Here is a 20,393-nt window from a genome sequence, read left to right as displayed (position 1 = left end):
TTGGCGGGTGGGGTTATTAAATATGGGTAAAAGAGTAGCGTTGTCTTGGCTTGAAGGCGTATGTCCGATGGGCGAAGGCGGCGAATATCACACGTTCGTCTACGACGGTCCGTTGTTCAAGCAACCGGTAGCCGTCGCAGCGGGAGAAGTCCGTCAGTTGGAGACGACTAAAAGGCTCGAGTTGGAACTATTGCGAGTAGAGGCGGGATAACGAATGAAGCCATTGGCGGGGCAAGTCGCGGTCGTGGCCGGAGCGACGCGAGGCGCGGGTCGCGCGATCGCGATGATGCTGGGCGCGGCGGGCGCGACCGTCTACGGTACGGGGCGCAGCGTGCAAGAAAGTCCTTCCGATATCGGAAGGAAGGAGACGATCGAGGAGACGGCGTCGCTCGTGACCGCGCAAGGCGGGTATGGCATCGCGGTGCAGGTCGATCATACGGTGCCTGAGCAGGTAGAGGCGTTGTTCAAGCGGGTTGCCGCGGAGCAAAACGGCAGGCTCGACATCGTCGTCAACGACATATGGGGCGGAGAGAAGCTGTCCGAGTGGGGGACGCCGTTCTGGGAAGGCTCGCTGGAAAAGGCGCTGCGGATGCAGCAAAGGGCGGTTCACACCCACATGATTACAAGCTATTATGCGGCGCCTTTGCTAGTTGCTCGCGGCAAAGGCGTGATTATGGAAATAACCGACGGCTTTGACTACAGGTACAGAGGGAACCTCCCGTATAGTCTGGCGAAAATATCGGTCATTCACCTCGCGGAAGCGCAAGCGGCGGAGCTTCGCCCGCATGGCGTCGCGGCGGTGGCCGTAACACCGGGATTTCTCCGTTCGGAGGAGATGCTCGATTACTTTAAGGTGACGGAAGACAACTGGAGGGACGCGGCTGCTCAGGAACCGCATTTTCTTCAGTCGGAAACGCCGTTCTTCGTCGCCAAAGGCATCGCTGCCCTCGCGGCTGATCCCGACCTGATGAGCAAATCGGGCAAAGTGTTTACTTCCTGGGGGCTGTCCGACGATTACGGGATCGTCGACGTGGACGGCGGCCGGCCGCACTGGGGCCGTTATGCGAAGGAAATAGGTTTTTACGATTAACGGTTGCACGCAAAGAGGAGGCGCATGATGGGGAAGCACATTTTGGCGCTCGATCAAGGGACGACGAGCACGCGCGCGCTGCTTGTTAACAAGGCGGGAGAGATTTCGCATCTCTCTCGCGAGGAGCTGGTGCTGCAATACGAGCATCCGGGCTGGGTAGAGGTGGATGCGGAGGCCGTCTGGCGATCGGCGGTTAACGTGATCGAGGAGACGCTTCGCAGCTCAGGGTTGACGGCGGATACGCTATCGGCGATCGGGATCACGAATCAGCGGGAGACGGCGGTCGTATGGGATCGCGCTACCGGGAAGCCCATCCGGCCCGCGATCGTCTGGCAATCCCGGCAGACGGCGGAGCTGTGCGACGAGCTGAAGCGGGCCGGGCATGAGCCGTTGTTCCGGGAGAAAACGGGGTTGCTCTTGGACCCTTACTTCTCCGGCACGAAGATCGCCTGGATGCTGCGGCACACAGAGGGCGCGGCGAATAGGGCGGCGAACGGGGAGCTGCTATTCGGGACGATCGATAGCTGGCTCGTATGGAAGCTGACGGGCGGCAAAGTACACGTAACCGATGCGACGAACGCTTCGCGGACTTTGCTCTACGACATTCACGAGCGGCGTTGGGATGAAAGCTTGCTAGCGCTGCTAGGCATACCGCGCTTGATGCTGCCTGAAGTACGTTCGACGTCGGAAGTATACGGCGTTACCGATGCCGGGCTGTTCGGCGGAGAGATCCCGATCGCGGCGGTCGTCGGCGACCAACAGGCCGCGCTATTCGGGCAAGGCTGCCATAGGCCGGGCGAAGCTAAAAACACGTATGGCACGGGCTGCTTCATGCTCATGAATACCGGCGAGGAGGCCAAAGCTTCGGCGCACGGATTGTTAACGACGATCGCATGGCAGCTCGAAGACCGGGTAGAGTACGCGCTCGAAGGCAGCGTATTCGTGGGCGGTTCGGCGATCCAGTGGCTGCGCGATGGACTAGGCATCCTAACTACCGCGGCGGAATCGGAAGCGTTGGCGTTGCAAGTCGATTCCAGCGACGGCGTATACGTAGTGCCGGCATTCGTCGGACTGGGGACGCCGCATTGGGACAGCGAAGCTCGCGGCTCGGTATTCGGGCTAACGCGCGGCACGACGAAGGCGCATCTCGTGAGGGCGACGTTGGAGTCGCTCGCGTATCAGACGAGAGACGTGCTGACGGCGATGGAAGAAGATTCGGGCATGCGTCTTACGACGCTCGGCGTCGACGGCGGCGCGGTCATGAACGGGTTTCTGATGCAGTTCCAGAGCGATCTGCTCGGCGTGTCGATTACGCGTCCGGTACAGCAAGAGTCGACGGCGCTCGGCGCGGCGTATTTGGCCGGTCTAGCCGTAGGGTTCTGGCGGGATCGGGACGAAGTTCGCGCGCTCAAGCAAGTCGAGCGGACGTTCGAACCGGGAATGGACGAGGCGCTTAGGGAATCGCTGTACGAAGGATGGTTGCGGGCGGTACGCGCGGCGATCGCGTTCAAAGGCTAATGAGGGCTTATTATGACGAATGAGACGAACTTCGAATGGAATGGCTCATTGTCTGCTTTGAATAGAATGGAACGCTTATCGGCGATGTCTGCCGAGCCCGTCGATCTGCTTATTATCGGCGGGGGTATAACCGGCGCGGGAATCGCGCTTGACGCGGTGTCCCGCGGCTTGCGGACCGCGCTTGTGGAGATGCAAGACTATGCGGCGGGCACGTCGAGCCGCTCGACGAAGCTTGTGCACGGCGGGCTTAGATATTTGAAACAGTTCGAGATCGGAGTCGTTGCCGAAGTCGGCAAAGAGCGGGCGATCGTCTACGAGAACGGCCCTCATGTTACGACGCCGGAACGGATGCTGTTGCCGCTGTATAAGGGTGGGACGTTCGGGCCGTTGACGACGTCGCTCGGCCTGCGCGTATACGACTTTCTTGCCGGCGTTAAGCGGGAAGAGCGCCGGCGCATGGTGAGCGCCGAGGAAGCTTTGCGGTTGGAGCCGCTGCTCAATAAGGATGGCTTGCTTGGCGGAGGCTATTACGTCGAATACCGCACCGACGACGCTAGGCTGACGATCGAGGTACTGAAGAAGGCGGCCGAGTTAGGGGCGAGTTCCGTCAATTACGCCGGCGCGGAAGCTTTCCGATACGAAGGCGGCAAGCTGGTCGGAGCAGTCATTCGCGACGCAATCGGCGGCGGCGCGTATAACGTCCGCGCGAAGACGATCGTTAACGCCGCCGGGCCGTGGGTCGACGAGCTCCGGGAGATGGACCGTTCGAAGCGAGGCAAAACGCTACGTCTGACGAAAGGCGTGCACCTCGTATTCGATCGGAGCCGATTTCCGCTCGGGCAGGCGATTTACTTCGATGCGCCCGACGGTAGGATGGTGTTCGCGATACCGCGCGACGGCAAAGCGTATGTCGGGACGACGGATACCGTATACGAGGGGGATATCGCGAATCCGCGGCCGACAGCCGAGGATCGGCGTTATTTATTGCATGCGATCGATCGAATGTTCCCGGGCTTACGTTTAAACGAAGCGGACGTAGAATCGAGCTGGGCGGGCGTGCGGCCGCTCATCTATCAAGAGGGCAAGTTGCCGTCGGATATTTCTAGGCGCGACGAGATATTCGTATCGCCGTCGGGTCTTCTATCGATTGCCGGGGGAAAGCTGACCGGGTACCGCAAGATGGCGGAATCCGTCGTTAACCGCGTCGAGCAAAGATTGGCGAACGAGGGGGACGGACGCCCGGTTGCAAGCGCGACGAAACGGTTGGCGATATCCGGCGGCGACGTAGGCGGATCGCATCGGTTTGAAGCGTATGTTCAGGCAAGCATCGCGGAGGGCGTAGCTTCCGGGTTGGACGAACGGGAATCGGAGCATCTGGCGCGACGATACGGATCCAACGCGGCGAAGCTGTATGCGATCGCCGCAGGATTTGGCCGAGCCGAATGGGCGTCGCGGCATCGTCTGCCTATCGGACTGGCGACGGAACTCGTGTATGCGATCTCGGAAGAAGGCGTGTGCAAACCCGAAGATTTCTGGGTTCGCCGGACGGGGCGCCTTTACTTCGATATCGCGTACGTGCGGCAATGGGAGGCTCATATTCATGCAGCGATGAGGGAACTGCTGGCGTGGAGCGATGCCGAGTGCGAAACGTATCGACAGGAGATGCAACGCGCGTTACAAGAAGCGACTTCGACTCCAAGCGACGATTAAACCATCATCCGAAATAACAAAGACGCACCTTCGCGATGAGCGAAAGGTGCGTCTCTTTTCAATGCGTTATTCTCGTTCTTCGATCGTAATGTTGCCGCTATCCGTTCGTACTTTTACGTAATCGGTCGTCTCGCGTTTAGACTCCGGTCTGTGGATGCTACCCGAATCGGCCTGCAGATCGTAGAATCCGGCGAAGCCTTTAGGCACTTGCACGTACACGTTGCCGCTATCGGCCTTGATCGTCGTATCTTCGTTGGTGAGCTTGTAGAGCTTAATGTTGCCCGAATCGACGGAGAGGTCGGCGGCACCAGCAACGTCGTACAGCTTAATATTGCCGGAATCCGCATCCACGCTGACTTTTGCCGCAAGGCCGTTCGCCGTCACGTTGCCCGAATCGATGTCGATATCGAGTTGCGTTCCTTTGAACTTATTTAGCGTTACGTTACCCGAATCGATCTTGATCTTCGTGTCCCGCGGCGCGGCTAGCGAAGCGTTGGTCACCGTAATGTTGCCCGAATCCAGCTTCAGATCGAGAGAGTCGAACTGCACGCCTGCCGCAAGGGAGATCGTCAGCTTTTCCTTCGCGTTGAAGGAGTCGAAGTCGAAGAAGTGGAACCAGCGGTGCGGCTTCTGCGTCAAATCCAGCTTCAAAGCTCCGTCCGCGATGTCGGTGCTAAGCGTATCCCGGGCCATTTGCTCGGTGCCTTCTCCGACTAGTCGGATCGAATTCAACCCGTCCGAGCTTTCTACGAACGAAATTTCCACGTTATAATCGCTTTTGATCTCCAACCGTTGCAGCGCCTGTTTATCGAACGCCCACGATTTCTCGACGGGATTCAAGTCGCCGCCGGTATGCCAACCGTAAGAGGCGATGCCGGCTAAGCCGACTAATATAAGTGCGATCCCCGAGATAATCCATAATCTTTTACCCATCGCTTACTTCCTCCCTAACCATGTTCTTGCCGTCCATTTCCAATAACCGACCGTCAGCAGCAACATCCATCTCACGCCATAATAACGTACGAAAAATGCGGCCAACATTCCGACGCCCGTCGATCCGGCCGCGACGAAGCTTTTGGCGGGCGTAATTCCTCCGTATAGCAAATGCTCGATCAATAGAAGGACAAGGGATAGACAACCGGCAACCGCTACCGCGCAAATAGAGGCGAATACTGCCCAAAGCGATGCCAAGATCGGCAAGGCGGCCATATTCAAGAATAAGAGCGCAATCGTAACGCCGATCATGCGCGCGATATCTCTCTTAGGCGGTTGTTGTACCGGCTGCGCGGGGAGGTAACCTTGTTCGAGAATCTCCTTGGCCAGCGCGAGAGGTTCGCCCAGCATTCTTGCGGTATCTTCTTCGGATCTGCCGTTCTCCGTTCCGAAGTCGAAGTGCGTTTCATAATCTTGCAGCAACTCTTCGCGATCTTGAGAGGGCATCGGAGCCAAATATTCGCGAAGCGCCGAGAGATACTCCTGTTTGTTCATGGGACTCTCCCTTTACTTAATTTATTGTGTGCGTACGACATTCCGTACAAGGGTCGGCATCCGATACTTTCATTGTACCCGTGCCGGTAACAAGCCGAATCCACCTCGGGTTCGTGTTGCACCTAGACTTGAGGTGGGTTTTTCTGTAAGTCTCTTGATTAACGGACGGGGAAATCTCCCTCGTTGATCAAGTCGGTCACGCTCGAGACGAAAGCGTTCCATGCGGCGATCATTTCCGTGGCGTATTCCAGTCCGTCCGGGGTGAGTTTATAGTACTTGCGCGGAGGGCCTTCGTTCGATTCCCGCAAGTACGTCGTGCATCGTCCCTCGTTCACCAATCGGCGCAGGAGCGGGTAGAGCGCGCCTTCCGCCACCTCGACGTGCTTCGATACCGCTTCCGCGAGCTCATAGCCGTAGCGATCCTGCTTATTGATCAGTACGAGCACGCACAACTCCAGAACGCCTTTTTTGAATTGCGTGTTAATGTCCATCATGATCCTCCGATCCGGTCGGGTCGCTTTACGATCTTCGGTTGTTGGCTATAAATTAACACACTGTACTGAACAATGCAAGGTACTGAACATAACCAATGAATAAAATAAGTGCTAGGCGGCAAGCCTAATTTAAAAAACCGGACATTTATGACTTCATTTCGTCACAATTCTGTGCTAAAATAGTCACAACTAAAGCGTTTTCAGTGACAGCCGAATCGCGACGTCCGTAGACGCGTTAATTCGATTGCACGAGCACGGAGAGGATGTTATCGAAATGCAAAATCGAGAAATGGCACGGATGCTTAAATGGGTGGCTATGGTCGTCATCGGAGTAGGAATAATCTGTTGCTTGCTTAATATCGCGCAGTTCAACGATCGCAACCTCGGATTAATGGTCGGACTCGGATTCTTGATCGGCGGAAGCCAGATCATGCTGTTCGGCGTAATCGCTCCGCTTATGCAGCGCAGTCAAGAAGTCGTGGAACCGGTACCTGAGATGGCTATAGAGCAAGCGCAATAATTTAACTTAACGAAAGCCTAATCATGCAGGGTTGCTCTGCGGGTCTGTCGGACCTGGGGGCAACCCTGTTTTTGTTATGCGTTTTTATCGAAATGAATGTGACAAAAATCACAATGTGTCAAAGGAGTGAACATTGTATTGCGAAATTAAGACGGATATTTGACGCAATTGTTAACAGTGCGGAAGTCGGCCGATGTTTCTGATATGGTGGGTACATAAGCGGTTATGCTGAACTTCGATAGATCGGAGTCCTTTAATCGGACTCGTGCAAAAAGAGATGGGAGAGATAGATATGGCGACAAAAATGCGGCGTTGGGCCGCGGCGGTATCGCTGGTCGCAATGACGGTGCTAATGGCGGGCTGCAGCGATAAATTCGGCGTGCTGAACCCGAAAGGGGCCGTCGGCAAACAACAGTTAGATCTCATACTTATATCGACTGCATTATGTTTGGTCGTCATCCTTCCGGTGCTCGTCATTACTTTCGTCATCATTTGGCGCTATCGCCAGAGAACGAACAGCAAAGCGATGTACGCGCCCGAATGGGAACATAACACCAAGCTGGAAGTGACGTGGTGGGGTATCCCGATTCTTATCATCGCGATCCTCGCTGTCATAACGATAAATTACACGTACAAGCTTGAGCCGTCCAAAGCGCTCGAGAGCGCGGAGAAACCGCTAGTCATTCAAGTGACCTCGCTTGACTGGAAATGGCTGTTCCAATATCCAGACCAGAAGATCGCCACCGTCAACTACTTCGAATTTCCCGCGAACGTACCCGTTCGCTTCGAACTGACTTCCGACGCGCCGATGAACTCGTTCTGGATTCCGCAGCTCGGCGGTCAAATTTACACGATGTCCGGCATGAAAATGACGCTAAACCTGATCGCCGACGAACCGGGCGACTACATGGGCTCCGGCGCCAACTTCAGCGGCAAAGACTTCGCGAAGATGTCGTTCGTCGCCAAGGCGACGTCGAAGCAAGATTTCGACAAGTGGGTCGCCGATATTAAGCGGTCTACGCCGAAGCTGACCGACGAAGGCTACGCACAGCTCGCGAAGCCTAGCACGACCGATACGATGGAGTTCTCCGACATTCCGGACGGATTGTTCGATCGGATCGTGAACAAGTACGGCGCGCACGAAGGCCATTCTTCGTCCTCGGAGCATAACGAGCATGAAGGCATGGACATGGATGCGGATATGGATATGAGCAACATGGATATGGATGCGACCGCATCCGAACATCATCATTAACGGCAGGAAGGGGGAACTTACATGTGGGATAATCTGAAAGACTTTGCGGGCGACTTCTTCGTAACCGGAGATCCGCTCATTTACGGCGCGGACGTCTCGATCGGACTTACTTTGATCGCGATCGTGTCCGCCTTAACTTACTTCAAGAAATGGACTTGGCTTTGGCGGGAGTGGTTGACGACGGTCGACCACAAACGGATCGGCATCATGTACGTTATCGCTTCGCTCCTCATGCTGTTCCGCGGCGGCGTCGACGCGCTCCTCATGCGCACGCAGCTCGCGATGCCTAATCTGGATTTCCTCGAACCGGAGCATTATAACGCGATCTTCACGACACACGGGGTCATCATGATATTGTTCATGGCGATGCCTCTCATGTTCGGCTTGTTCAACTTGGTGGTGCCGCTCCAGATCGGCGCGCGCGACGTCGCGTATCCGTTCTTGAACTCGCTTAGCTTCTGGCTCTTCTTCATGGGCGCGATGCTGTTCAACATGTCGTTCGTCATCGGCGGTTCGCCGGACGCGGGCTGGTTGTCGTATCCGCCGCTCTCCGAGAGCTTCTTCAGTCCGGGTCCAGGCCAAGACTTCTATATCTGGGGCATTCAGATTTCCGGTATCGGAAGCTTGATGACCGGTATTAACTTCATCGTTACGATTTTGAAAATGCGCGCGCCAGGCATGAAGCTCATGAAAATGCCGATGTTCACCTGGTCCACGCTGTCCAGCTGCTTAACGATCATTCTCGCTTTCCCGATTTTGACCGTAACGCTGGCTCTATTGTTCATCGACCGTTACCTCGGGGCGCACTTCTTCACCCTGGACGGCGGCGGCAATCCGATGATGTACATTAACCTCATCTGGATGTGGGGTCACCCTGAGGTGTATATCGTCGTTTTGCCGGCGTTCGGGATCTTCTCCGAGGTCGTCGCGACGTTCTCGAAGAAAAGATTGTTCGGCTACAAATCGATGGTATTCGCGCTCATGAGCATAAGCTTCTTCTCGTTCTTCACGTGGGCGCATCACTTCTTCACGATGGGCTCCGGCGCGGACGTGAACGTGTTCTTCGCGATTACGACGATGTTGATCGCCATACCGACCGGGGTAAAAGTATTCAACTGGCTGTTCACGATGTATCGCGGGCGCATCTCGTTCGAGACGCCGATGCTGTGGACGATCGGCTTTATTCCGTGCTTCGTCGTCGGCGGTATGACCGGGGTGCTGCTCTCCGTCGCTCCAGCCGACTTCCAATTCCATAACAGCTACTTCCTGATCGCCCACTTCCACCAAGTGTTGATCGGCGGCGTGGCGTTCGGTTACTTCGCGGGCCTCTACTACTGGTGGCCGAAGGTGTTCGGCTTCAAGCTGCACGAGCGCATTGGCAAATGGGCGTTTTGGTTCTGGAACATCGGATTCTACGTCTGCTTTATGCCGCAATACGTGCTCGGCCTGATGGGCATGACTCGCCGTATGAACACGTACGGTTGGGATCGCGGCTGGTGGGAGCTTAACCTCGTGTCGACGATCGGCGGTTTCTTGATGGGGATCGGCTTCCTGTTCCAAGTGTGGCAAATTCTCCATAGCATCAAGTTTATGAAGAAGGCGCCCGCCGATCCTTGGAACGGACGCACGCTCGAGTGGACGATTCCTTCTCCTGCTCCTATGTACAACTTCGCGACGGTGCCTCGCGTAAGTGAACGCGATCCGTGGTGGGAAGAGAAGCTTCGCCGCGAGAAGGGCATTATGTCTCCGCCGCCTCCGGCGATTGAACCGATTCACATGCCGAAAAACTCGGGTATTCCAATTATTATGTCGGCTTGTTGGTTCGTTGCGGGCTTCGGATTCGTATTCGACTGGATCTGGATCGCGATTCCCGGGTTGGTCGGGGTCGCGGCATGTATGCTCGCTCATTCGTTCAACTATAATACGGACTATTACATCCCGGTAGACGAGATCAAACGTACCGAGGCTGCGGCAAAGGGGGCTGTCTAAATGGCACACGCTAATCATTCGTCATCGGCGGCGCATGCCCAAGGCCACGGTCACGACGACGGGCATCACGATCTCGAGGCGCTCCGGATGATGGGCTTCTGGATTTTCCTTATAACGGACTGTATTTTGTTCGGCTCGTTGTTCGCGACGTTCGCGGTATTGCACGGCAATTCCGCGGGCGGACCGATGCTCTCCGATATGCTCGAAATGCCGGGTGTTATCGCGGAGACGTTCATCCTCCTGACGAGCAGCTTCACGAGCGGACTCGCTGTGCTGTGCATGAACCGCGGCGACCGCAAAGGACTCATGAGCTGGCTCGCGGTTACCGTCGTCCTCGGCGCCGCGTTCATTACGCTTGAAGTTACCGAGTTCATGAACTTGGTGCACGAAGGAGCTAAAATTTCCACAAGCGCGAGCTGGTCGGCGTTCTACACGCTCGTCGGCACGCATGGCTTGCACGTCTCCGTAGGCCTCGTCTGGATGATCTCGATCATCCTGCAGCTTGCTAAGCACGGGATTACGCCGGTTACGAAACGTAAAGTCGGCATCGTTAGCTTGTACTGGCATTTCCTCGACGTCGTATGGATCTTCGTCTTCACGATCGTCTACTTGATGGAGGTGATGTAAGATGGCGCAACACGGTACGCATTCGCACGATCATTCGCATGAGCATGGCGAGCACGAATCGCACGGTTCGCTGAAATCTTACGTAATCGGCTTCTTGTTGTCGCTCGTGCTGACCGCCATTCCGCTCATCGTCGTGCTGAACGACCTGATGGAGGGAACGCCGGCGAAGCTGCTGTTGCTCGGCACGGCAGTCCTGCAGTTCGTCGTGCAGCTGTTCTACTTCATGCACCTGAAAGAAGAGAAGAAGCCGCGCTACAACCTCATGGTTCTTATCCTCGGCATCGCCATCGTCCTGACGATCGTTGCCGGATCTATCTGGATCATGACGTACAACAAAGTGTCTTAAGCCTTGTTGCAGGCTAAAAACCCCCTTCCGATTTGATCGGAAGGGGGTTTTGTTATATCCGCGTTTGTCGAGATTCGTTTATTCCGCGTACCAAGGATTCAAGTGCACCATCACTTCGATGACGTCCGAATCGGCATCCATAATGCGCTGCTTAATCAGTCTGCTTATATCGTGCCCGCGCTGGATCGTGTAGTCACCCGGCACGCCGACGCGTACGTCGACGGTAATGTAATGGCCGTGCTCGCGGGCGCGTACCCGATCGATCCGTTTGATCGGCTCGATGGCGGAAATGAGGTTCTCGTATCGGGATAGCTTCTCCGGCGCGACGTTGCGCTCCATCAAGATGTTAACCGCTTCATGTCCGATCTCGTAGCCGAGTTTCAGCACGAGGAGCGAGACGATTATGCCCGCGACCGGGTCCCCGTAAGCGGCCCATGCCCAATCGTACCGATGGCCAAGCAAAGCGATCCCGATGCCGACGACCGCGGCCAAAGATGCATATACATCCGCCAGGTGATCATAGGCGGTAGCTAGCACGCTCTTGCTTTTCGTCGTCTTGCCGACGCGAATCGTGTAGACGTATAGCCATTGCTTCCAGACCAAGGATAAGGCGGCTGCTCCGAGCGCTAACCAGCTTTCTTCTCCGGGCGGTTCGAATAACGCGCCGATGGATTGGAAGGCAATCCATACGGCGGCGACTATGAGAATGATGGCTACGAACGCGGAAGCGACGACTTCCGCTTTGCCGTGCCCGTAGGGGTGGTCTTCGTCTGCGGGTTTTTTGGAGACCATGGAAGAAGTCAAAGCTGCTATGGACGCGATGATATCCCCTGCATTATGGACGCCGTCCGCTAATAATACGGGACTCGCCAGCAGCGCTCCCGCAATGATTTTCAAAATCGTAAGTAATATGTTGCTGATCAAACTGATCCAGATTGCCAGTAATCCCGAATGATGCCTATCCGCCACAAAGATTGCCCCTTCAAATAAAGTTTACCCTGCGCAAAAAATAAATCAGGCTCCCAACCGTAGGGTTGAGAGCCTGTATTCAACATTATTATGCCCACATATGTTTATGACATGTTTACATATAAATAAGTTATACCCGTTCATGGGTGACAATCACCCTTTCCTCGCACTCACGCAAAATAAGCTGCAAGTGTATTGTATCATACCGTGCCGACCATTACGATAAGCAAAAAATACAAACGACTCGCGGAATAGTGCAAGTTTAACGATATTAAATGTTAATTTAATGTTATATATTGAGCGGATTAGGGCAATACTATGTCATTATTATTGACATCACCCTATGTGGGGCATATCATTACAGTAAAACCCAATAAATGGAGGGAGTCGTTCCGTATGGGGATGACCAACGAAGCTTATATTACATCGCCTTCCTCCCGTTTCTTCAATGAGATGTACGACGGGTCTCAGGTGCGCGGACACTATGGCAAAGTTCACCAAACGCTAACCCGCATGTCGGTCGAAGAACGAATCATGCGTCAGCATCAGATGAACGGCCGGTTGCTGGAAGAAGGGATTACGTTCACGCTTTCGGGCGGAGACAAAGATTCCTTAGAGCGGACGATCCCGTTCGATCTCGTCCCGCGCATTATCCCGTCCCGCGAATGGAGCGTTATCGAGCAAGGTACGCGTCAACGCGTCCGCGCGATGAACGCTTTCCTGGCGGATATTTATCATGAGCAATGCATCCTGAAGGACGGACTCGTGCCGCGGCGGATGGTTATGGCCAACCGCTATTTCCGGACGGAAATGATGAGGCTGCCGGTTCCCGGCGGTACATACGTTACGACTGCGGGTATCGATCTGATCCGGGACGAGAAGGGCGACTATTTCGTGCTGGAGGACAATTTGCGTTCCCCGTCGGGGTTCTCTTACGTGTTCAAAAGCCGCTCGATCATGCAACACGATTTTCCCGAGCTATATTTCTCGTACGCCGTCCGCGGCATCGAGCAGACGCTTCACGACTTCCGGGCATCCCTTCGCAATCTCGCGCTGACCGATAAGAGCGAGCCGGTAATCGCCCTGCTCACGCCGGGTAGCTATAATTCGGCTTATTTCGAGCATACGTTCTTGGCGCAACAGCTTGGCCTCGAGCTCGTAGAAGGGCGAGATTTGGTATGCCGGGACAACAAAATCTATATACGTAAATTAAACGGGTACAAAAAAGTAGATGTCCTATACCGCCGCATCGACGACGATTTCCTCGATCCGTTGACGTTCCGTCCGGACTCGCTGCTCGGCGTCGCCGGGCTCATGAACGCGTACCGGTTCGGAAACATCGCCATCGCGAACGCGCCCGGAACGGGAGTGGCGGACGATAAGGCGATCTACACGTTCGTACCGGAGATGATCCGGTATTACTTGAACGAACGTCCGATCTTGAACAACGTTCCGACCTACCTGATGAGTCGCCCGGACGAGCGGGAACACGTGCTCGAACGGCTAGACGAGATGGTCGTGAAGGAAACTTCGCTCTCCGGCGGTTACGGCATGCTGATCGGGCCGGCGTCCACGGAACCGGAACGCGCGATGTTCGCGGAGAAAATCCGCGCTAATCCCGACAATTACATTGCCCAACCGACTATTCAGCTATCCACCGCGCCGATTAGTCTTGAAGGAAAAATGGTTCATCGCCATATCGACCTTCGCGTTTTCGCGCTGGCCGACGGCAATCAGGTTCACGTGCTGCCGGGCGGATTGACGCGCGTGGCGATGGAGGAAAACTCGCTTGTCGTTAACTCCTCGCAAGGCGGCGGGTGCAAGGACACGTGGGTAATATCCGATTAATAAAGCGAATTTTAGGAAGGGGTGCCACCCATGCTGGATCGAATCGCGGAATCGTTATTTTGGATCGGTAGATATACGGAACGGGCGGAAAATCACGTAAGGTTGCTCGATGTGTATTATCACTTGCGCGAAGACAGCACGGGGGAAGACGAATCGGTATGGCGGAGAATCGCGAGCACGCTCGGCGATAGCGCAAGCTATGAGGAACGGTATAGCAATTACGAGGAAAGAGACGTGTTGCATTTCCTTACGCTGGATCCGACGCAGGCGAATTCCCTCCTGACTTGCGTTATTCAGGCGCGCGAAAATTTGAAAAAAATACGCGAGCAGCTGCCAACCGAGCTGTGGAACCTTATGAACGGCTTCTACTTATGGCTCAAAGGCGTCCATGTGGACGAGGTCATCCAGCAATCGCCGCACCGCTTTTTTCAGCGCGTCAAAGAAGGGCTTTCGGCTTTCCAAGGCACCGCGGTGTCTATTACGTTGCGCGACGAATCGTGGCACATGATGGAATGCGGCCGGTATTTGGAGCGTTCGGAGAACGTGTTGCGGCTGTTGCAATCCGTATCGCAGAAAGTTCCCGAGCAAAACAAAGCTTCGTATGCGTTCACGCTCGCGGTGCTTAAATCCGCGGGAGGGTACGAGGCATTCCGTAAGCTCGATCAAGAAGAGTTTTGCATGGAGGGGGTAGCGCGATTCCTGTTGCTGCAGGAGAAGTTTCCGCGCTCCGTTCAATTCGCCGTCACCTCGTTCGAACAGCATCTGAAGGCGATGCGCGGACAGACGGACACGTCGGGCTCCGCGCTGGAACGCGTCATTCGCATGGCGGGCAAAGCCAGGTCCGAGCTCGGTTGGATCGACCGCAACGAGATCCATTTGGATTCGCTCGGCGACGTGTTGCAGCAGCTTATGGCTACGAGCAGGCAGCTCGGAGATTCTATAGCTAAATACTTTTTTTCCCCGGGACGGGAGGTTATCGCATGAAGCTGGAAATATGCCATGTTACCAAGTACCGATACGCCTCGGCAGTGTCGGACAGTGTCAATGAGATTCGCCTTACCCCTCGGACCGATGAACGCCAGGCATGCTACCAGCATCGGCTGGCGATCGATCCGAACGTGCAGCTGCTATCGTATGAAGACTTTTTCGGCAATCGGGTGCATTCGTTCACGGCGAATTTTCCGCATCGGGAGCTTGTCATTACGTCTTATTCCACCGTCGTGACGCGTGATCGGGACGTGGTCTGGGAAGCGGCATGGGGGCCGGAGGAATCTTGGAAAAGGTTGCGAAGCGTCGAATTCATCGATCGCTACGCAGAATACTTGCTACCGACTTCCTTCTCGACGTTCCATCCGAAGGTCGAGGAATACGCGGCGCACATTCGCGGCGAGGAGTCGGGCGTCTTCGGCTTTGTAAGGAATGCCGCGGGCTCGATATTCGGAGATTTTGAGTACAAGCCTTTATCGACCGGCGTGCATACGACGGCGGACGAGCTTATCGGAATCGGAACGGGCGTATGCCAGGATTTCGCTCATCTGCTCATCTCGATCTGCAGGCTAAGAGGCGTACCTGCGCGCTATGTCAGCGGATATCATTTCGTGGGCGACCTTCAGGGACGGAATGCGGATTTCGAGCAAGCTTCTCACGCTTGGGTGGAAGTGTACATACCCGGCGTAGGTTGGCAGGGCATTGATCCGACGAACAACAACTTGATCGATTGGCGATACGTGAAGCTGGGGCATGGCCGGGATTATAAGGATATCGTGCCCGTGAAAGGCATTTATCGCGGAACGGGAGACCAATCGCTTCAAGTGTCGGTCGATGTTCGGCTAGCGGAGACAGGTTGACGGAATGTTCGGAAATAGAACTAATAATTGATTCATATCGTGTAATGTGTGGATTTTATCAATAAAATGACGAACGATTATGCATTAGCATATTGACATGTACGGATGGGTGCGATAATCTACGTAGGGGCGACCGAGAATCGGTTGCCGATAATCCATGCGTATATCGTCCATTCGTATATCCTCGGCAATATGGGCTGGGGGTCTCTACCGGGAACCGCAAATTCCTGACTACGAAGGATGTGGGATAACCACACCCTTCGCCGGTCAGGGATTTTTTTGTGTCCGTATTCGGACGGCGGCAAGGGCACATAAGGAGGAGACAGCCGAATGAAAACGTATGATGTTATCGTGGTCGGAGCGGGTCCGGCGGGTATATTCACCTGTTACGAGCTAACGAGAAAGGCGCCGGGGCTTAAGGTGCTGCTCGTAGATAAGGGGCACGATATTCGACGCAGACATTGCCCAATTCTAGAAAATAAAATCGAGCTCTGCCCGCCGCCGGCAGGCAAAAAAGACTTCGCCGGTTGCTTGCCCGCTTGTTCGATTACGGCCGGCTTCGGTGGCGCGGGCGCGTACAGCGACGGGAAATTTAACATTACGACGGAGTTCGGCGGCTGGTTAACGGATTATTTGGCGCCGTCGCAAGTGCTCGGTCTTATTAAATACGTAGACGACATCAACATTGAGCACGGCGCGACGCTGAACATCACCGATCCGACGACAGACGTCGTCAAAAGCATCGAGCATCGGGGCTTCGCCGCCGGCTTGAAGCTATTGCGCGCTCAGGTACGGCATCTGGGCACGGAGCAGAACTTGGAAATTATGAAGTCCATCTCCGATTACCTCGATAGCCGAATCGAGATGCGGTTCAAGACGGAAGTCGCGGACTTGCTGACGGACAAAGCGGACGGAGCGCATCGCGTGCGGGGCATCTTGCTCAAGGGCGGAGAGGAGATCGAGGCGGATCAAGTCGTCGTCTCGCCGGGTCGCGACGGGTCGGCGTGGCTTACCGAAGTACTCAAGAAACGCCGTCTGCGCATGGTGAACAACCAGGTCGACGTCGGCGTAAGAGTGGAGACATCGGACGTCGTCATGCGGGAAATCAACGAGCATTTGTACGAGGGCAAATTCGTATACAACACGTCGGTCGGCACCCGGGTTCGCACATTCTGCAGCAATCCGTCCGGACACGTCGTCGTCGAGAACCATAGCGGGGTAATGGCGGCGAACGGCCATGCGTTCAAGGATCCGGCGCTAGGCTCGTCGAACACGAACTTCGCGTTGCTCGTCTCGCACAAGTTCACCGATCCGTTCGACAAGCCGAACGAATACGCGCGCGAAATTTGCAAGCGGGCGAACGATCTCTCCAACGGCGGCGTAATCGTGCAGAAGTTCGGGGATATTATGCGCGGTCGCAGATCGACGGAAGGCCGGATCAAGGAGGGCTTCATTGAGCCGACCTTGAGCGAAGCAGTACCGGGAGATCTCGGACTCGTGCTTCCGTACAACACGATGAAGAGCTTGATCGAGATGGTCGAAGCGCTCGACAAGGTGACGCCGGGCATAGCTTCCGAGCACACTTTGTTCTACGGTGTGGAAGCGAAGTTTTACTCGGCTAGGCCGAAGCTTAGCGAGACGCTGGAGACCGAGATCGCGGGGCTCTATTGCGGCGGCGACGGCGCAGGCGTTACGCGCGGTCTGGCACAAGCGGGCGCCGCCGGCATTTGGATCGCTCGCGCGATCGCGGACAAGCGCGGGACGTAAGTAAATGGCGCTGAACATCCATCGCGCCAAAGTTAGCGGACCGTAGAGACGTTATTTGGCCGGATTAATCGATTACGGGCGGGTAAGCGGACACTAGTGGCTTTATTGGGTGGCAACAGCGATAGTTGCGCGAGATTAACGACGATTAGAGCCAGTGGTGTCCGCCGCCGCTATGATTTGGCGTTGATCTCGATGAATAGCGCCATCTCTGTCCTCCTTCAAGCGAAAAAAGCAAAGCGCCGTCCCGAGGGACGGCGCTTTGTTGCAGTTAAGATTTAGTCCTTCTGCGCGATCTTCTGGAACGCTTCAAGGAACTGCTTCGCCGGATAGGCGCCGGACAATGCGTATTTGCCGTCCAAGATGAAGAACGGCACGCCGCTGATCCCGATGTTTTGCGCGCTTTGCTGATCCTGCATAACCGCTTTGTTGCCTTCGCCCTCATCGAGCAGCTTCTTAAGTTCGGCCGTATCGACTCCGAGTTCTTCCCGCGCGAGCTCGAGCAACACGTCCAGTTGGGCGATGTCTTTGCCGTCTTCGAAATAAGCTTTCATGACGGCATCCACCCAGTGTGCTTGACCGGCTTCTTCGAGAAGTGACGTAATCCGATGCGCCAGCACCGTGTTAGGCATACGAGATACTTGGTCGAACTTGAAAGTAACGCCGACCGCGGCGCCCGCATCCGTCACGCGTTGGATCATCGGACGCATCTGCTCGGCTCCGCCGAATTTCTTTTCCATGACGCTGTTGTACGGCAAGCCTTCCGGAGGAAGGGTCGCATCGAGCTGGAACGCGTGGTAGTTGACCGTAATCGTCTCGCCGGTCGCGTTCTGCCAAGCTTCGATGGCGTCGTTCATATTCTTTTTGCCGATGCGGCACCAAGGGCACACCATGTCGGAATAAATATCGATTTTCATCGCGATCACCTCTTAAACGAACTGTTGTCCTCTTAGTATGGCAGACATCCGAGCATTGATCAATGTGCGAACGGGGTTTACAGATGATAGAATAGAGGAAAAAATGACCTGTAACCGCAATAGAGGAGGATGTCCGCTTGAAATTGGCGATGGATTCTATGGTCGAGCTGCTGAACGGAGTAACGATGCCGCAGCTCGGCCTTGGCGTGTGGCGCGCCGAAGCAGGCGAGGAGACGGAACGCGCGGTGCTCGCTGCGCTTGAAGCCGGGTATCGCAGCATCGACACCGCGTCTCTATATAAGAACGAGAAGAGCGTCGGACAAGCGATTCGTTCGTCCGGCATTCCCCGCGAAGAAGTGTTCGTTACGACGAAAGTGTGGAACAGCGAGCAAGGCTATGAATCGACGATCGCGTCATTCCACAATAGCCTGCGTCAACTCGAGATGGATTACGTGGACTTGTTTCTCGTCCATTGGCCTGTCGTGGACAAGTACAAAGAAACGTACCGCGCGATCGAGGACTTGTATGTGCAAGGCAAAATCAAGGCGATCGGCGTAAGCAACTTCCAGATTCACCACTTGGAGGATCTGATGAACGTTTGCCGCATTAAGCCGATGGTGAATCAGGTGGAGCTGCATCCTCTGCTGACGCAGAAGAAGCTTCTGGCATTTTGCCGCAAGGAAGGCATCCAGTTGGAATCGTGGCGTCCGCTCATGAATGGCAATCTGGACGTGCTGCTTCTCGCCGAGCTGGCGAAGAAGTACGGCAAAACCCCGGCGCAGATCGCGCTGCGTTGGCAGCTGCAGCTTGGCATCGTAACGATACCGAAGTCGGTGCGGCCTGAGCGCATTCGCGAGAACGCGAGCTTGTACGATTTTGCGCTCGAGCCGGAGGATATCGTGCGCATCGATGCTTTGAACGAAAACCGCAGATTCGGCGCGGACCCGGACCATATTGATTTCTAGGCGTTGCCCTCGGGCATACTAAGATAGGGCATCCCGTGTGCTTGACAGCTCCAACTGTAACTGATATCATTACAGTAACGACAGGGAGGCGAAGCACGCTGCATGAACAGTGAATTTACGATTGCTGTCCACGGCCTTGTGCTGCTGGCCCATCGTCCCGACGGGATGGCTTCTAGCGAAGAGATCGCCAGTAACGTCTGCACGAACCCGGTAAGGGTTCGCAAAGTGATGAGTTGTCTGCGGAAGCATGGCTTCGTGGATACGCGCGAAGGATCGGGCGGAGGCTACAAGTTAGTCGCTAAGCCCGCCGACGTAACGCTGGCAAGCGTGTACCGCGCGCTCGCGGCAGGTTCGCTCGCGCCAAGCTGGTGCAGCGGCAACCCGGAGATGGAGTGCGTCGTCGGCTCCAACATGCGGGACGTCATGGACGCCGTATTTTGCGGAGCGGATCAAGTGCTTGCGTCGTATCTCGAGTCGATCACGATCGCGCAGATGTTATCCCGGATCGAAGCCAGAGCGAAAGCTTAGGCTAGCGTTACCGCAGTCGGGTGCAGCGGGTAAGGGTTCGCACGATTGCCCGATCATCATAGGCTTTAATACATTTCGATATAACGATAAGGAGAGATAACCATGGCAGTAGTCGTGACGAAAGACAACTTCAAAGACACCGTATCTCAAGGCGTTTCCCTTCTTGATTTCTGGGCACCTTGGTGCGGACCTTGCAAAATGCAGCTTCCGATCGTAGAGGAGCTGTCCACCGAGCTTCAAGGCACGGCGACGATCGCGAAAGTGAACGTTGACGAAGAGCCGGAACTCGCTAGCCAATTCGGCGTAATGAGCATCCCTACGCTGATCCTGTTCAAAGACGGCCAACCGGTCGACAAGCTTGTCGGTCTTCAATCCAAAGCCGCGCTGCAAGCGAAAATCCAAGGCCTGGCTTAATCCCGGCGGGATTTAAGCGGAATAGATTCGAACAGGGAACTGTCGCGATTTCGCGGCAGTTTTTTGTTTGTGCGGATTGGAATAAGCGAGGATGTTGCAAACCG

21 protein-coding genes and 1 riboswitch are annotated in these 20,393 nt (G+C 55.3%); of the genes, 16 read left to right on the top strand and 5 right to left on the bottom strand.

The window, feature by feature from the left end:
- The first annotated feature begins 22 nt into the window (after positions 1 to 22).
- Genes ACFPQ4_RS17065 through ACFPQ4_RS17050 form a run of 4 tightly spaced genes read left to right on the top strand, consistent with a single transcriptional unit; the run spans position 23 to position 4,318 of the window.
- The gene (locus tag ACFPQ4_RS17065) at positions 23 to 211 is read left to right on the top strand and encodes a Dph6-related ATP pyrophosphatase (protein WP_378113071.1); all 189 of its coding nucleotides are present in this window, start codon (positions 23 to 25) and stop codon (positions 209 to 211) included.
- A gap of 3 nt (positions 212 to 214) precedes the next feature.
- Positions 215 to 1,090: an SDR family oxidoreductase gene (locus ACFPQ4_RS17060; RefSeq protein ID WP_378113070.1), complete on the top strand. Its 876-nt coding sequence runs from the start codon at positions 215 to 217 to the stop codon at positions 1,088 to 1,090.
- A gap of 27 nt (positions 1,091 to 1,117) precedes the next feature.
- A complete protein-coding gene (glpK, locus tag ACFPQ4_RS17055) occupies positions 1,118 to 2,608 on the top strand; it encodes a glycerol kinase GlpK (protein WP_378113159.1) in 1,491 nt (496 codons plus the stop codon).
- A 12-nt stretch (positions 2,609 to 2,620) separates the two neighbouring features.
- Positions 2,621 to 4,318: a glycerol-3-phosphate dehydrogenase/oxidase gene (locus ACFPQ4_RS17050; RefSeq protein WP_378113069.1), complete on the top strand. Its 1,698-nt coding sequence runs from the start codon at positions 2,621 to 2,623 to the stop codon at positions 4,316 to 4,318.
- A gap of 66 nt (positions 4,319 to 4,384) precedes the next feature.
- On the opposite strand, the gene ACFPQ4_RS17045 is transcribed toward ACFPQ4_RS17050, so the two are convergent.
- The 3 genes from ACFPQ4_RS17045 to ACFPQ4_RS17035 all read right to left on the bottom strand — a co-directional run bounded on the left by ACFPQ4_RS17045 (position 4,385) and on the right by ACFPQ4_RS17035 (position 6,297).
- A complete protein-coding gene (locus tag ACFPQ4_RS17045) occupies positions 4,385 to 5,251 on the bottom strand; it encodes a DUF4097 family beta strand repeat-containing protein (protein WP_378113068.1) in 867 nt (288 codons plus the stop codon).
- Between the two features lie 3 nt (positions 5,252 to 5,254).
- Entirely contained in the window at positions 5,255 to 5,806 is a 552-nt protein-coding gene (locus ACFPQ4_RS17040) for a DUF1700 domain-containing protein (RefSeq protein ID WP_378113067.1), read from the bottom strand.
- A 158-nt stretch (positions 5,807 to 5,964) separates the two neighbouring features.
- Entirely contained in the window at positions 5,965 to 6,297 is a 333-nt protein-coding gene (locus ACFPQ4_RS17035) for a PadR family transcriptional regulator (RefSeq protein WP_378113158.1), read from the bottom strand.
- A gap of 277 nt (positions 6,298 to 6,574) precedes the next feature.
- Here ACFPQ4_RS17035 and ACFPQ4_RS17030 point away from each other — a divergent pair, with 277 nt between their 5' ends.
- The 5 genes from ACFPQ4_RS17030 to cyoD all read left to right on the top strand — a co-directional run bounded on the left by ACFPQ4_RS17030 (position 6,575) and on the right by cyoD (position 11,037).
- Positions 6,575 to 6,820: a hypothetical protein gene (locus ACFPQ4_RS17030; RefSeq protein ID WP_378113066.1), complete on the top strand. Its 246-nt coding sequence runs from the start codon at positions 6,575 to 6,577 to the stop codon at positions 6,818 to 6,820.
- Positions 6,821 to 7,112: 292 nt separating this feature from the next.
- On the top strand, positions 7,113 to 8,075 hold the full coding sequence (gene cyoA, locus ACFPQ4_RS17025) for a ubiquinol oxidase subunit II (protein WP_378113065.1): 963 nt from the start codon (positions 7,113 to 7,115) through the stop codon (positions 8,073 to 8,075).
- 21 nt (positions 8,076 to 8,096) lie between these two features.
- Entirely contained in the window at positions 8,097 to 10,064 is a 1,968-nt protein-coding gene (locus ACFPQ4_RS17020; RefSeq protein WP_378113064.1) for a cbb3-type cytochrome c oxidase subunit I, read from the top strand.
- Positions 10,065 to 10,691 carry a cytochrome o ubiquinol oxidase subunit III gene (cyoC, locus tag ACFPQ4_RS17015; RefSeq protein ID WP_378113063.1) on the top strand — a complete coding sequence of 209 codons (627 nt, stop codon included), beginning with the start codon at positions 10,065 to 10,067 and terminating at the stop codon, positions 10,689 to 10,691. It abuts the gene before it with no gap.
- 1 nt (position 10,692) lies between these two features.
- Positions 10,693 to 11,037, top strand: a complete 345-nt coding sequence (cyoD, locus tag ACFPQ4_RS17010; protein ID WP_378113062.1) for a cytochrome o ubiquinol oxidase subunit IV — start codon at positions 10,693 to 10,695, stop codon at positions 11,035 to 11,037.
- A gap of 78 nt (positions 11,038 to 11,115) precedes the next feature.
- Here the strand turns inward: cyoD and ACFPQ4_RS17005 are convergent, their stop codons facing one another.
- A complete protein-coding gene (locus ACFPQ4_RS17005) occupies positions 11,116 to 12,006 on the bottom strand; it encodes a cation diffusion facilitator family transporter (RefSeq protein ID WP_378113061.1) in 891 nt (296 codons plus the stop codon).
- 396 nt (positions 12,007 to 12,402) lie between these two features.
- On the opposite strand from ACFPQ4_RS17005, the gene ACFPQ4_RS17000 reads away from it, so the two are divergent.
- The 4 genes from ACFPQ4_RS17000 to ACFPQ4_RS16985 all read left to right on the top strand — a co-directional run bounded on the left by ACFPQ4_RS17000 (position 12,403) and on the right by ACFPQ4_RS16985 (position 17,468).
- Complete coding sequence (locus ACFPQ4_RS17000; protein ID WP_378113060.1) at positions 12,403 to 13,854, top strand: circularly permuted type 2 ATP-grasp protein; 1,452 nt, start codon at positions 12,403 to 12,405, stop codon at positions 13,852 to 13,854.
- 30 nt (positions 13,855 to 13,884) lie between these two features.
- Positions 13,885 to 14,838, top strand: a complete 954-nt coding sequence (locus ACFPQ4_RS16995) for an alpha-E domain-containing protein (RefSeq protein WP_378113059.1) — start codon at positions 13,885 to 13,887, stop codon at positions 14,836 to 14,838.
- Positions 14,835 to 15,701 carry a transglutaminase family protein gene (locus ACFPQ4_RS16990; RefSeq protein ID WP_378113058.1) on the top strand — a complete coding sequence of 289 codons (867 nt, stop codon included), beginning with the start codon at positions 14,835 to 14,837 and terminating at the stop codon, positions 15,699 to 15,701. The genes ACFPQ4_RS16995 and ACFPQ4_RS16990 overlap by 4 nt, the downstream gene beginning before the upstream one ends.
- Before the next feature lie 154 nt (positions 15,702 to 15,855).
- Positions 15,856 to 15,955, top strand: a riboswitch (purine riboswitch).
- Between the two features lie 76 nt (positions 15,956 to 16,031).
- Positions 16,032 to 17,468 (top strand): NAD(P)/FAD-dependent oxidoreductase, encoded by a 1,437-nt coding sequence (locus ACFPQ4_RS16985; protein WP_378113057.1) that lies wholly within the window; start codon positions 16,032 to 16,034, stop codon positions 17,466 to 17,468.
- 275 nt (positions 17,469 to 17,743) lie between these two features.
- Here ACFPQ4_RS16985 and ACFPQ4_RS16980 read toward each other — a convergent pair whose 3' ends face one another.
- Positions 17,744 to 18,382, bottom strand: a complete 639-nt coding sequence (locus ACFPQ4_RS16980; RefSeq protein WP_378113056.1) for a DsbA family oxidoreductase — start codon at positions 18,380 to 18,382, stop codon at positions 17,744 to 17,746.
- 149 nt (positions 18,383 to 18,531) lie between these two features.
- On the opposite strand from ACFPQ4_RS16980, the gene ACFPQ4_RS16975 reads away from it, so the two are divergent.
- The 3 genes from ACFPQ4_RS16975 to trxA all read left to right on the top strand — a co-directional run bounded on the left by ACFPQ4_RS16975 (position 18,532) and on the right by trxA (position 20,289).
- Positions 18,532 to 19,347, top strand: coding sequence for an aldo/keto reductase (locus tag ACFPQ4_RS16975; protein WP_378113157.1), 816 nt, complete (start codon positions 18,532 to 18,534; stop codon positions 19,345 to 19,347).
- Between the two features lie 102 nt (positions 19,348 to 19,449).
- Entirely contained in the window at positions 19,450 to 19,875 is a 426-nt protein-coding gene (locus ACFPQ4_RS16970) for an RrF2 family transcriptional regulator (protein WP_378113055.1), read from the top strand.
- A 102-nt stretch (positions 19,876 to 19,977) separates the two neighbouring features.
- Positions 19,978 to 20,289, top strand: a complete 312-nt coding sequence (trxA, locus tag ACFPQ4_RS16965) for a thioredoxin (RefSeq protein WP_378113054.1) — start codon at positions 19,978 to 19,980, stop codon at positions 20,287 to 20,289.
- The last annotated feature ends 104 nt before the right edge of the window (positions 20,290 to 20,393 follow it).

It is taken from the genome of Cohnella yongneupensis, assembly GCF_042655785.1.
GTDB classification, from domain to species: Bacteria; Bacillota; Bacilli; order Paenibacillales; family Paenibacillaceae; genus Cohnella; species Cohnella yongneupensis.
The sequence above is the reverse complement of the archived record's forward strand: the minus strand, read 5'-3'. Positions and strand labels throughout refer to the sequence as shown.

Coding starts and splice junctions, on each gene's coding strand:
- ACFPQ4_RS17050 (WP_378113069.1), top strand. CDS start 2,621: ATGACGAATGAGACGAACTTCGAATGGAATGGCTCATTGTCTGCTTTG.
- ACFPQ4_RS17045 (WP_378113068.1), bottom strand. CDS start 5,251: ATGGGTAAAAGATTATGGATTATCTCGGGGATCGCACTTATATTAGTC.
- ACFPQ4_RS16990 (WP_378113058.1), top strand. CDS start 14,835: ATGAAGCTGGAAATATGCCATGTTACCAAGTACCGATACGCCTCGGCA.
- ACFPQ4_RS17035 (WP_378113158.1), bottom strand. CDS start 6,297: ATGGACATTAACACGCAATTCAAAAAAGGCGTTCTGGAGTTGTGCGTG.
- cyoC (WP_378113063.1), top strand. CDS start 10,065: ATGGCACACGCTAATCATTCGTCATCGGCGGCGCATGCCCAAGGCCAC.
- ACFPQ4_RS16995 (WP_378113059.1), top strand. CDS start 13,885: ATGCTGGATCGAATCGCGGAATCGTTATTTTGGATCGGTAGATATACG.
- ACFPQ4_RS17065 (WP_378113071.1), top strand. CDS start 23: ATGGGTAAAAGAGTAGCGTTGTCTTGGCTTGAAGGCGTATGTCCGATG.
- trxA (WP_378113054.1), top strand. CDS start 19,978: ATGGCAGTAGTCGTGACGAAAGACAACTTCAAAGACACCGTATCTCAA.
- ACFPQ4_RS16980 (WP_378113056.1), bottom strand. CDS start 18,382: ATGAAAATCGATATTTATTCCGACATGGTGTGCCCTTGGTGCCGCATC.
- ACFPQ4_RS17000 (WP_378113060.1), top strand. CDS start 12,403: ATGGGGATGACCAACGAAGCTTATATTACATCGCCTTCCTCCCGTTTC.
- ACFPQ4_RS16975 (WP_378113157.1), top strand. CDS start 18,532: ATGGATTCTATGGTCGAGCTGCTGAACGGAGTAACGATGCCGCAGCTC.
- ACFPQ4_RS17060 (WP_378113070.1), top strand. CDS start 215: ATGAAGCCATTGGCGGGGCAAGTCGCGGTCGTGGCCGGAGCGACGCGA.
- ACFPQ4_RS16970 (WP_378113055.1), top strand. CDS start 19,450: ATGAACAGTGAATTTACGATTGCTGTCCACGGCCTTGTGCTGCTGGCC.
- ACFPQ4_RS16985 (WP_378113057.1), top strand. CDS start 16,032: ATGAAAACGTATGATGTTATCGTGGTCGGAGCGGGTCCGGCGGGTATA.
- ACFPQ4_RS17020 (WP_378113064.1), top strand. CDS start 8,097: ATGTGGGATAATCTGAAAGACTTTGCGGGCGACTTCTTCGTAACCGGA.
- ACFPQ4_RS17040 (WP_378113067.1), bottom strand. CDS start 5,806: ATGAACAAACAGGAGTATCTCTCGGCGCTTCGCGAATATTTGGCTCCG.
- cyoA (WP_378113065.1), top strand. CDS start 7,113: ATGGCGACAAAAATGCGGCGTTGGGCCGCGGCGGTATCGCTGGTCGCA.
- glpK (WP_378113159.1), top strand. CDS start 1,118: ATGGGGAAGCACATTTTGGCGCTCGATCAAGGGACGACGAGCACGCGC.
- ACFPQ4_RS17030 (WP_378113066.1), top strand. CDS start 6,575: ATGCAAAATCGAGAAATGGCACGGATGCTTAAATGGGTGGCTATGGTC.
- cyoD (WP_378113062.1), top strand. CDS start 10,693: ATGGCGCAACACGGTACGCATTCGCACGATCATTCGCATGAGCATGGC.